This window comes from Martelella mediterranea (genome assembly GCF_021021415.1).
Classification (GTDB): Bacteria; Pseudomonadota; Alphaproteobacteria; order Rhizobiales; family Rhizobiaceae; genus Martelella; species Martelella mediterranea_C.
Genome location: NZ_JAINWJ010000007.1, coordinates 233,788 through 244,735, shown reverse-complemented (window position 1 = coordinate 244,735; position 10,948 = coordinate 233,788). Strand labels below are relative to the sequence as shown.

Sequence of the window (10,948 nt, the reverse complement as noted above, 5' to 3'; positions counted from 1 at the left end):
CTCCACTTATCCTAGCTGTGCAGATTTCCCGAGCCACCTCTTTCCTTGAAGATTACAACAAGGCAGTCGTCGCTGCGCCTGCAACGACACTCAACACAGTTCTGGGCGCAAACCAGATCAAACCCCAAAGCCTTCGGTGGCTTTGTGTTCAATACTACAAATCAGCTATGTTTCAGGAACTGGATCCGCGAACACAGCGAGTTCGCCGAGGCATTCTTGAACGCTTCTGCCAGAACAACGGCGATGGCGACAAGCCCTTCAAGATGATGATGCCACGTCATATCCGTAAACGCCGGGATGAAATGGTTGATCGTCCCGAAGCAGCGAACGGCATGGTGAAGGCGCTTCGGCAGCTACATAAATATGCTGTTCGATATGACCTGCATGATGCCAACCCAGCCGAGAAAATTGAATATCTATCCGGCGGTGCCGAAGGTTTTCATAGCTGGACGCTCGCTGAAATCGAGAGATTCGAGAAACAGCACCCGGTCGGCACGACTGCGAGGCTTGCGCTCGCGCTTGCTCTTTACACAGGGCAGAGACGCGCTGACCTGGTCGCGCTCGGCCAACAGCATGTTAGAGATGGGTGGCTTGTCTTCACGCAGCACAAAAATCGAAAGCGGAAGCCGGTTCATATGGAGCTTCCGATTATTCCAGCGCTCCAGCACATCCTTGACGCATCCCCGACCGGCGACTTGACATTTCTTGTTACGAGCTTTGGCCAGCCTTTTACCTCGAACGGTTTCGGAAACCGGTTCCACAAATGGGTCGACGAAGCTGGGCTCGAAAACTGTTCGGTTCACGGCCTTCGCAAGGCAGCGGCTGCACGCTTGGCCGAACTCGGTTGCACGGAATTCGAAATCATGGCCATTACAGGCCATACGACCTCCAAAGAGGTGACAAGATACGCCCGGGCAGCGAGTCAGAAAACGCGGGCCGAAAGCGCCCTCAAGCGCATTTCGGGAGAACACAGCAAGGACAAAAGTGTCCCACTTTTTCGCAAAGACAATTAAGGTGGGACAAAACCAAGGTTTAACCGTCTGAAAAATATAAAATTTTATAGAGAAATGGTGCCCAGACGCGGATTCGAACCACGGACACGCGGATTTTCAATCCGCTGCTCTACCAACTGAGCTATCTGGGCCATCGCCCGGGGGCGAGAGCAGGGCGGCAGGCGCCCTTGAGTGAGCGCGTTTATAGCATCTTGTTTTTTCAAGTCCAGCGGCAAAAAGCGGAATTTCCAAGAATTTTAACAGGCGGAAGCGGCGCGCCGGAACTGGCCAACCCTATCAGTTCGGATTTCGCCCGACGATGCGATCTGCCAGGCGCACGACCTCTCCCAGCCGCGGGTTACCGAGTTCGTAGACCGTTTCATTGTTCTGCCGCCGCATGACGATCAGGCCGGACTGCAGCAGCTTCGCGATCGTCGAGATCAGCGGCTTGAACGCCAGGCCGGTGGCGTGGCTGAGTTCAATCAGCGTTCTGGAGCCGGACTGAAGTGCCCTTGCAATGGCAAGCCGATGGTCGAAGGCGAGTGCCGACAGGAGTTCGGCCGCGCCGTGAAGCTTTGCGTCTGCTTCCGTCGACCGGTTGAGGCGAATGACGACGCCGTTATGATTCATGATGTTGACCCATATTTTTTAAGTAAAATCTAATTTAGAGAATGATTTTACTTTATCTGTTTTGCTTTCTGATCTTCTAATTTAGCGGATAACTGGTAAAAATCCAGTTGGAAGCGGATTTTTTGGCGCTTCTATTGGATGTTGTTTTGTGTTCGATTGTTAGCGCTGTCAACTCTATTTTTTATTGTGCCGAAAATCAGGCGCGGCGTTTGGGATTCCCGCCTGCTGAATGTCTCATGAGGGCATCAGAATGAAAACGCACCGGCGATTTCTTCAGCGCCAGCGCATGCAACCTGAATGCGGACAAGATCGGGCTGCTCATTCCCAAACCACTGGCTATCGCTTCTGCTGCGGCGCAACAAATGGGGACGTTCATATTGCGGTGCAATTCACAATTGCCAATCGGATGCGACGTGATAACCTTGGCATCAAGGGGAAAGCAGGTAAGAATGACGACAATTTCCGAGACGCCGCCAAAGCCTATGGTTATCACCCGCCGGTTGCGGGAAAGCATCAGGCTCCATCTTGAGAATATCTATCCCGATCATGATTCCCGCGCGCTGACGCGGCAGGTGCTCGAGGCCTTCTGGAGCGACGGCGTTGTGCCGCGCAAACGCGGTCGCACCGCCGGCAACAATATGTGGAGCGCGGACAACACCTATGTCATCACCTACGGCAATTCGATCATCGACGGGGAACACAAGCCGCTTTCGCTGCTGCAGGATTTTCTGACCGAGAACCTCAAGGGCGTCATCAAGGGCGTGCATATTCTGCCCTATTTTCCCTATACCTCGGACGATGGCTTTGCGATCACCGATTACCGGGTGGTCGACAGCGGGCTGGGCGGCTGGGAGGATATCGAGCGCATCAGCCGCGAATTCCGCCTGATGTCGGATCTGGTGCTGAACCACTGTTCCAGCCAGAGCGCCTGGTTCAACGAATTCCGCATGGGTCACGAGCCCTACAAGGATTTCTTCTTCACCGCCTCGCCGGAGGACGACCTTTCCGATGTGGTGCGCCCGCGCGCCCATCCGCTGCTGCGCAAGGTCGAGACCGCCGATGGCGACAAATATGTCTGGTGCACATTCAGCCACGATCAGGTGGACTTCGACTTTTCCAATCCGGACGTGCTGCTGGAGTTTCTCCGCATCATGCGCTTCCACATCAATCGCGGCGTGCGCACCATAAGGCTGGATGCCTGCGCCTTCATGTGGAAAGAGGTCGGCACCTCCTGTATCCACCTGCCCGAGACCCACGAGATCATCCGGCTGATGCGGGTGCTTGCCGATTTCAGCGAGGAAAGCGTCGTTCTCATCACCGAGACCAACGTGCCGAATGTCGAAAACCTCAGCTATTTCGGCAATCGCAATGAAGCGCACATGATCTACAATTTCTCGCTGCCGCCGCTGATCGTGCACGCGCTTTTGAACGGCACTTCGCAGTTTCTGAATGCCTGGCAGATGGCGATGCCGCCGGCGCAGATGGGCTGCGCCTATTTCAACTTCACCGCGTCGCATGACGGCATCGGCTTGCGCCCGGCCGAAAGCCTGCTGTCGGAGGAGGCGATCACCGGCATGGTCGAGACCATCCAGCAGTTTGGCGGCCGCGTCTCGATGCGTCAGCTTTCCGATGGCTCAATGCGGCCCTACGAGATGAATGTGTCGCTGTTCGATGCGCTGAAGGGCACGGTGAAGGGCGAGGACGAGCACAATATCGCCCGTTTCCTCTGCAGCCAGACGATCGCGATGGCGCTGGAGGGTATTCCGGCCTTCTATATCCATTCCCTGCTGGCGACGAGCAATGATGCCGAGGGCGTCGAGAAATCCGGCCACAACCGCGCCATCAACCGCCACCGCTGGAATTACGACAAGCTGCAGCAAGCCCTTGGCGACGAGACCACGCAGCATGCCAGGGTGTTCAACGAAATGTGTCGGCTGATCGGCATCCGCACCCGGCAGCAGGCGTTTCACCCGAACGCGACGCAGTTCACGCTCCATCTCGGTGAAAAGCTGTTCGGCTTCTGGCGCCAGAGCGTCGATCGCTCGCAGAGCGTGTTCGCGATCAACAATGTCACCGACGAGGCGCTGGAGATTCCGGCCATGTCGCTCAATCTGATTGGTGGCGAGAACTGGACGGACCTGATTACCGGCGAGCAGATCACCGCCGGCGGCAACAAGATCTCCTTTGCGCCCTATCAGTGCCGCTGGATTTCGAATCGGGCATAGAGCGGCGGGCAAGGCACAAAGTTGGGTTTTTTGCGACGCCTGTCCCGTGACAGGGCAGTGTGCGACAATTCTGCGTCTTGAATTCAGCTTCTACAAATGGCATCTCTTTTGGAAAATCATTCCATCAGGGTGACGTCATGAACACAACACTTCCTTTCACGCCGGATCCGGCGCTGAAGCCCGAGGTCCATGGTTTTTTCGACCCCGCGACCAATACGATCTCCTATATCGTGAAGGATCCCGCCTCCGATGCCTGCGTGGTCATCGACAGCGTCATGGATTTCGACCAGGCCGCCGGCCGGATCAGCTTTGAAAGCGCGGACCGGCTGATCGAGGTGATCCGCAGCCATGGCTGGCGGCTGGAATGGATCATCGAGACCCATGTTCACGCCGACCATCTTTCCGGCGCGCCCTATATCCAGGAGCAGCTCGGCGGCAAGCTCGGCATCGGCGAGAACATCACGATCGTGCAGGACACGTTCGGCAAGATTTTCAACGAGGGCACCGCGTTCCAGCGCGACGGCTCCCAGTTCGACCGACTGTTTGGCGATGGCGACAGCTACCAGATCGGCACGATGACCGCCCATGTCATGCATACGCCCGGCCACACCCCGGCCTGCATGACCCATGTGATCGGCGATGCCGCTTTCGTCGGCGATACGCTGTTCATGCCCGATGGTGGCTCGGCGCGCGCCGATTTCCCCGGCGGCGATGCCCGCACGCTCTACCGCTCCATCAAGCGCGTTCTTGCATTGCCGCCGGAGACGCGGCTGTTCATCTGCCATGATTACGGGCCGAATGGCCGCGATATCGCCTGGGAAACCACGGTCGGTTCGGAGCGCGCGCACAACATCCATCTCAGGGACGGCATCAGCGAGGACGAATTCGTGAAGATGCGCGAGGCGCGCGACGCCACGCTGTCCATGCCCCGGCTGATCCTGCCCTCGCTGCAGGTCAATATACGCGCCGGCGAAATCCCGAAGGACCAGGATGGCCGGCCAATGCTGAAACTGCCGATCAACGCGCTTTGATATCGCCGTTCACCGCGGCTGCTTGCGCGCGTAGTAGATGGTCTCGAACCGCGCGCCTAGGCCGTCATAGAGCAGCAGTCGACCGATCAGCGGTTCGCCCGCGCCGGTGATCAGCTTCACCGCCTCCATCGCCATCAGCGTGCCGATCACGCCGGTGACGGGGCCGATCACGCCGGCCTCGGCGCAGGACGGTACGAGGCCCGCCGGGGGCTTTTTCGGGTAGAGGTCGCGGTAGTGTGGGTTTTGCGCCCCGTCCTTGCCGGTTTCATAGGGTTTCAGCACCGTCAGCGAGCCGTCGAACCGGCCGACGGCGCCGGTCACCAGCGGGATTTCCGCCCGCTCCGCCGCATCGGCCGCGCGGTAGCGTGTGTCGAAATTGTCGGAGCCGTCGATCAGAAGATCGAAGCCCTTCAGCACAGCGTCGATATTGCCGTCCTCCAGCCGCTCGTCATAGCGCCGGCAGATGACATGCGGGTTGAGGCGGGCGATCGCGCGGACCGCGCTTTCGGTCTTGCTCTGGCCGATCGTGCCGGTGTCGTGGATAACCTGCCGCTGCAGGTTGGAAAGGCTGACGCCGTCATCATCGGCGATGCCGAGCGTGCCGACGCCGGCGGCGGCCAGATAGGCAAGCACAGGCGCGCCCAGCCCGCCCGCGCCGATCACCAGCACCCGGGCGCGCTTCAGCGCCTGCTGGCCCGGCCCGCCGATTTCCGGCAGCACGATATGGCGGGCGTAACGTTCTATTTCTTCGGCAGAAAAGGGTTCAATGTCACTCATCGTTTCACTATATCAGGCACGGCAGGAACGGATAGCCAAGAACCCGCAAACGTGATGGAAAACACCATGAGTGACGACCGTATTCTTAAACTGGAAGAAACCGTCGCCTATCAGGCGAAAACCATCGACGAATTGTCTGAACAGCTTGCCGCCCAATGGAAGGAAATCGACCGGCTGAAGAAGCAGTTCGAGGTCCTGACCGACCGCTTTCTGACGCTGGAGGAAACCGCTGGCGAACGCCCGGCGATCACCAAACCGCCGCACTATTGAGGCTTTTCCTCGGCGATGCTGCCTGCCGACACATTGAAGAACTGGCCGCGTTCGCCGAGCGCGGTAAACAGCGCCCGGTCGGTGCCGGTCATGAAGGCCTGGCCGCCGATATCGTCGATTCGTTCGAACAGGGCCGCGCGCCTTCCGGCATCGAGATGGGCTGCAACTTCGTCGAACAGCATGATTGGCGGATGGCCGCTGATGCGGCGGGTGAGCCTGGCATGGGCGAGCACCAGGCCGATCAGAAGCGCTTTCTGCTCTCCGGTTGAACACAGCGCCGCCTCCATCGCCTTTGCCGCGTGGCGCACCTCCAGATCGCTGCGGTGCGGGCCGTCGAGCGTGCGTCCCGCGCCGGCATCGCGGAAGCGTTCTTCTTCCAGGAGCGCGCGGTAACGGTCCTCGAGGTCGATGGCCGGGGCTTCGGCATGATCGGCGAAGAAGCCGGAAAGCGCGATCTCGGGGGCAGGGAAGGGCGATCCGCCCGCCGTCTCTTCGATCAGGGCGGCAAGCAGCGTCACCAGTTCGCGCCGCGCCAGCGCCATCGCCACGCCGAGGCCCGCCATCTGCTCCTCCAGCCCGGAAAGCCAGGCCGGCTCCATGCGCCGTTCGGAAAGCAGCCGGTTGCGCGAGCGCATGGCGCGCTCGAAATCGGCGACCCGGCGGCCGTGGGTTGGGTCGATCGACAGCACCATGCGGTCGACGAAGCGGCGGCGGTCGGCGGCCGCGCCGGTGAAAAGCCCGTCCATCGCCGGCGTCAGCCAGATCACCCGGGCATGGTCGAGAAGCTCGTCGCCGGTTGCAGCCGGGGTGCCGTTGATGCGCACCTTGCGCCCGGTCCCTTCCGTGCCGTCGGTGCCCGTGCCGATCGCGACCGAACCCTCCATCCCCTCCATCTCGGCAAATACCGTGAACCCGGCCGCCGCCTCCTTGCGCGTCACCTGCCCATAGGCCGCGCGCCTGAGGCCCCGACCGGGCGAGAGGAACGACACCGCCTCCATCAGATTGGTCTTGCCCGAGCCGTTATCTCCCGTCAGCACCACATGCCGCCCGTCAAAGGCAAGCGCGGCCTTTTCATAATTGCGGAAATCCGTGAGCTTCAGCGATGTGAGGAAGATCGAGGGCAGCATGGCACCGGTGTTCGGTTCAAATCAGTCTGCTTCTTATGCGGCAAAAGCGGGCGGGGTGAAAGGCCGACGATGGGGTTCCACTGCCAGAGGATCTTCCACTGGGTTTTATACGGTACGCGACACCGGCCCTTCCTTTTCGAGTCATGCTCGGACTTGATCCGAGCATCCAGGCGGTTCAAGCCGCTGAATTTGTAAAGATCTATAACGAGACTTTGCCGGGCGGCCTGGATCCTCGGGTCAAGCCCGAGGATGACCCGGAATGTGGGAGACGTTTGTCAACAAGCTGGAATCTTCGAGCATTTGTCCCACTACAGATTCCAATCTGTTCCCCTTTTGATTCTGCGGGTTCGGCCGTATGCGATACCCCTGTGACAGATGGGGAGGCGATGAAAACAAGCACCGGATGAGCCCGGCATGGCGCAAGCAAAGGCTGCGCAAACAAACAGGCGCCGGGAAAACCCGACGCCTTGAAATGCGATTGAAGCTTCGAGCCGCTCACTCGGTTCCGAAAAAGTCCTTCATCTTCGAGAAGAACCCGTTCGATTCCGGGTTGTTCTCCTTCGAGGACAGTTCATCGAATTCCTGCAGCAGTTCGCGCTGGCGCTTGGTGAGCTTCTGCGGGGTTTCGACACGGACCTGGATGTAGAGATCGCCGCGATGCGAGGAGCGCAGCACCGGCATGCCCTTGCCCTTCAGGCGGAACTGCTTGCCGGCCTGGGTGCCTTCGGGGACCGCGACGCGCGATTTTGTGCCATCGAGCGTGGTCACCTCGAACTTGCCGCCGAGTGCTGCCTGCGTCATCGAGATCGGCACGGAGCAGTGCAGGTCCGCGCCGTCGCGCTGGAAGAACGGATGTGGCTTGACCGACAGGAAGATGTAGAGATCGCCCGACGGTCCGCCGCGAAGCCCGGCCTCGCCCTCGCCCTGAAGGCGGATGCGGGTGCCATCCTCGATGCCGGCCGGAATGTTCACCGAAAGCGAACGCTCCTCGACCTTGCGGCCCTCGCCCCGGCATTTGGGGCAGGGGTCGGAGATGATCTCGCCGCGCCCGTGGCAGGTCGGGCAGGTGCGCTCGACCGAGAAGAAACCCTGAGCGGCGCGCACACGCCCGGCGCCGTGACAGGTGCCGCAGGTGGTCGGCGTCGAACCGGGTTTCGCGCCCGAGCCGGAGCATTCATCGCAGACGACCGAACTCGGCACACGGATCTGGGCCGTCTTGCCGTGGAAGGCCTCATCGAGGCTGATTTCCATATTGTAGCGCAGATCGGCGCCGCGTTCGCGGCCGTTCGGCTGGCGGCGACCACGGGCCCCGCCCATCATTTCGCCAAAAATATCCTCGAAGATGTCCGAGAAACCGCCGGCGCCGCCAAAGCCCTGCGCGCCGCCGCCGAAACCGCCGGCGCCCGGTCCGCCGTTTTCGAAGGCGGCATGGCCGAAGCGGTCATAGGCGGCCCGCTTCTGCGGGTCCTTCAGGGTCTCATAGGCTTCGTTGACTTCCTTGAACTTCTTCTCGGCGTCAGCGTTGTCCGGATTGCGGTCGGGGTGATACTTCATCGCAAGCTTGCGGAAGGCGCTCTTCAGCTCCTTTTCGTCGGCGGAGCGACCGACGCCGAGTGTCTCGTAAAAATCCGCTTTTGCCATGGAGATGCAATACCTCTTGAAAAAGAGTGACCGGCCGTCCTGGGACGGCCGGAATCATTTAGGTCTTATCCGATCGAAGGATCAGGCCGATTTCTTCTTGTCGTCATCGTCGCTGACGTCTTCGAATTCGGCGTCGACCACATCGTCAGACTTGGCATCGCGCGCCGCATCGGCGGAAGCCTGGGCTTCCTCGTCGGACTGCTGGGCCTCGTAGATCGCCTGACCGAGCTTCATGGAGACTTCCATCAGCGTCTGGGTCTTGGCCTGAATGTCGTCGGCATTCGGCTCTTCGGCGGCCACGGCGGTCTTCAGTTCGTCGATCGCGGTCTGGATGGCATTGCGGTCATCCTCGGAAACCTTGTCGCCATGCTCCTTGAGCGACTGCTCGGTGGAGTGAATCAGGCTTTCTGCCTGGTTCTTGGCCTCGACGGAAGCGCGACGCTTCTTGTCTTCCTCGGCATGGCTTTCGGCGTCCTTGACCATCTGTTCGATGTCGCTGTCGGACAGACCACCCGATGCCTGGATGCGGATCTGGTGCTCCTTGCCGGTGCCCTTGTCCTTGGCCGAGACGTTGACGATGCCGTTGGCGTCGATGTCGAAGGTGACTTCGATCTGCGGCACGCCGCGCGGGGCCGGCGGAATGCCGACGAGGTCGAACTGGCCGAGCATCTTGTTGTCGGCGGCCATTTCGCGCTCGCCCTGGGCAACGCGGATGGTCACGGCGGACTGGTTGTCCTCGGCCGTCGAGAAGGTCTGGCTCTTCTTCGTCGGGATCGTGGTGTTGCGGTCGATCAGACGGGTGAAGACGCCACCAAGCGTTTCGATGCCGAGCGACAGCGGGGTGACGTCGAGCAGCAGAACGTCCTTGACGTCGCCCTGCAGAACGCCGCCCTGGATGGCAGCGCCGAGCGCCACGACTTCATCCGGGTTAACGCCCTTGTGCGGGTCCTTGCCGAACAGCTGCTTGACGGTTTCCTGCACCTTCGGCATGCGGCTCATGCCGCCGACGAGAACGACTTCGTCGATTTCGCTCGCCGAAACGCCGGCATCCTTCAGCGCGGCCTTGCAGGGGCCGACCGTGCGCTTGACGAGATCGTCGACAAGGCTTTCGAACTTGGCGCGGGTCAGCTTCAGCGTCAGGTGCTTCGGACCGGTTGCATCGGCCGTGATGAACGGCAGGTTGATTTCGGTCTGCGACGAGGACGACAGCTCGATCTTGGCCTTTTCGGCAGCTTCCTTCAGGCGCTGCAGGGCAAGCTTGTCGGAGCGCAGGTCGATGCCATTTTCCTTCTTGAACTCGTCGGCGAGGTATTCGACGAGACGCATGTCGAAGTCTTCACCGCCGAGGAAGGTATCGCCATTGGTCGACTTCACTTCGAAGACGCCATCGCCGATTTCCAGGATCGACACGTCGAAGGTGCCGCCGCCAAGGTCGTAGACGGCGATGGTTTTGCCTTCGTTCTTGTCGAGGCCATAGGCGAGCGCGGCAGCCGTCGGCTCGTTGATGATGCGCAGCACTTCAAGGCCGGCGATCTTGCCGGCGTCCTTGGTGGCCTGACGCTGGGCGTCGTTGAAGTAGGCCGGAACGGTGATGACGGCCTGCTCGACCTTTTCGCCGAGATAGGCTTCAGCGGTTTCCTTCATCTTCTGAAGGACCATGGCCGAGACCTGCGAGGGAGAATAGGACTTGCCATTGGCTTTCACCCACGCATCGCCATTGTCGCCCTTGACGATTTCAAAGGGAACGAGGCCCTTGTCCTTGGTCACGGTCGGGTCTTCGTAACGGCGGCCGATCAGGCGCTTCACCGCAAACAGCGTGTTGGTGGGGTTGGTGACGGCCTGACGCTTGGCGGGCTGGCCGACAAGGCGCTCGCCATCTTCGGAAAAGGCCACCATCGACGGCGTCGTGCGCGCGCCTTCGGCGTTTTCAATCACCTTCGCATCCTTGCCATCCATGATGGCGATGCAGGAGTTGGTGGTTCCCAGGTCGATACCAATTACTTTAGCCATTTTACTTTCTCTCCTTTTAAGCAGGCCATCCGAACCCTTCAGGCATTCCTTGACGGCCCCTTGAGCATGGTCTTGATTTGATTTCCAGGGCGGCGATAACGCCGTTGTGATCGGTATATAATAAGCGCCAAAACGCTCTGCAAGGCGCTGTGGGCGGCTTAAAACGCCATTTATGACCAAATTTTACACGTGATCGCAGATCGCCCAGCCGGTGCGCACGGACCGGAAATATCGATTCCGTGACA

The 10,948-nt window shown here is 60.1% G+C and carries 9 protein-coding genes and 1 tRNA gene; 4 read left to right on the top strand and 6 right to left on the bottom strand.

Annotated elements, in window-relative coordinates:
• Window positions 1-1,013: tyrosine-type recombinase/integrase (locus tag K7H91_RS05650; protein WP_230719227.1), on the top strand; the 1,013-nt coding region annotated here is incomplete at its 5' end.
• 55 nt (window positions 1,014-1,068) lie between these two features.
• On the opposite strand, the gene K7H91_RS05645 is transcribed toward K7H91_RS05650, so the two are convergent.
• Both K7H91_RS05645 and K7H91_RS05640 read right to left on the bottom strand, forming a co-directional pair.
• Window positions 1,069-1,144, bottom strand: a tRNA-Phe gene (locus K7H91_RS05645).
• Window positions 1,145-1,289: 145 nt separating this feature from the next.
• A complete protein-coding gene (locus tag K7H91_RS05640; RefSeq protein ID WP_230719226.1) occupies window positions 1,290-1,622 on the bottom strand; it encodes an ArsR/SmtB family transcription factor in 333 nt (110 codons plus the stop codon).
• 449 nt (window positions 1,623-2,071) lie between these two features.
• On the opposite strand from K7H91_RS05640, the gene K7H91_RS05635 reads away from it, so the two are divergent.
• Both K7H91_RS05635 and K7H91_RS05630 read left to right on the top strand, forming a co-directional pair.
• On the top strand, window positions 2,072-3,847 hold the full coding sequence (locus K7H91_RS05635; RefSeq protein ID WP_230719225.1) for a sugar phosphorylase: 1,776 nt from the start codon (window positions 2,072-2,074) through the stop codon (window positions 3,845-3,847).
• A 137-nt stretch (window positions 3,848-3,984) separates the two neighbouring features.
• Window positions 3,985-4,878 (top strand): MBL fold metallo-hydrolase, encoded by an 894-nt coding sequence (locus tag K7H91_RS05630; protein ID WP_230719224.1) that lies wholly within the window; start codon window positions 3,985-3,987, stop codon window positions 4,876-4,878.
• Window positions 4,879-4,887: 9 nt separating this feature from the next.
• On the opposite strand, the gene K7H91_RS05625 is transcribed toward K7H91_RS05630, so the two are convergent.
• Window positions 4,888-5,655, bottom strand: a complete 768-nt coding sequence (locus K7H91_RS05625) for a molybdopterin-synthase adenylyltransferase MoeB (protein WP_230719223.1) — start codon at window positions 5,653-5,655, stop codon at window positions 4,888-4,890.
• A gap of 66 nt (window positions 5,656-5,721) precedes the next feature.
• On the opposite strand from K7H91_RS05625, the gene K7H91_RS05620 reads away from it, so the two are divergent.
• A complete protein-coding gene (locus K7H91_RS05620; protein ID WP_018064972.1) occupies window positions 5,722-5,925 on the top strand; it encodes a SlyX family protein in 204 nt (67 codons plus the stop codon).
• On the opposite strand, the gene recF is transcribed toward K7H91_RS05620, so the two are convergent.
• The 3 genes from recF to dnaK form a co-directional block, all read right to left on the bottom strand.
• Window positions 5,919-7,052 carry a DNA replication/repair protein RecF gene (recF, locus tag K7H91_RS05615; RefSeq protein ID WP_230719222.1) on the bottom strand — a complete coding sequence of 378 codons (1,134 nt, stop codon included), beginning with the start codon at window positions 7,050-7,052 and terminating at the stop codon, window positions 5,919-5,921. The two genes, K7H91_RS05620 and recF, sit on opposite strands and share 7 nt — an antisense overlap.
• Window positions 7,053-7,547: 495 nt before the next feature.
• Window positions 7,548-8,693 (bottom strand): molecular chaperone DnaJ, encoded by a 1,146-nt coding sequence (dnaJ, locus tag K7H91_RS05610; protein ID WP_230719221.1) that lies wholly within the window; start codon window positions 8,691-8,693, stop codon window positions 7,548-7,550.
• An 81-nt stretch (window positions 8,694-8,774) separates the two neighbouring features.
• Window positions 8,775-10,703 carry a molecular chaperone DnaK gene (gene dnaK, locus K7H91_RS05605; RefSeq protein WP_230719220.1) on the bottom strand — a complete coding sequence of 643 codons (1,929 nt, stop codon included), beginning with the start codon at window positions 10,701-10,703 and terminating at the stop codon, window positions 8,775-8,777.
• Between the last annotated feature and the right edge of the window lie 245 nt (window positions 10,704-10,948).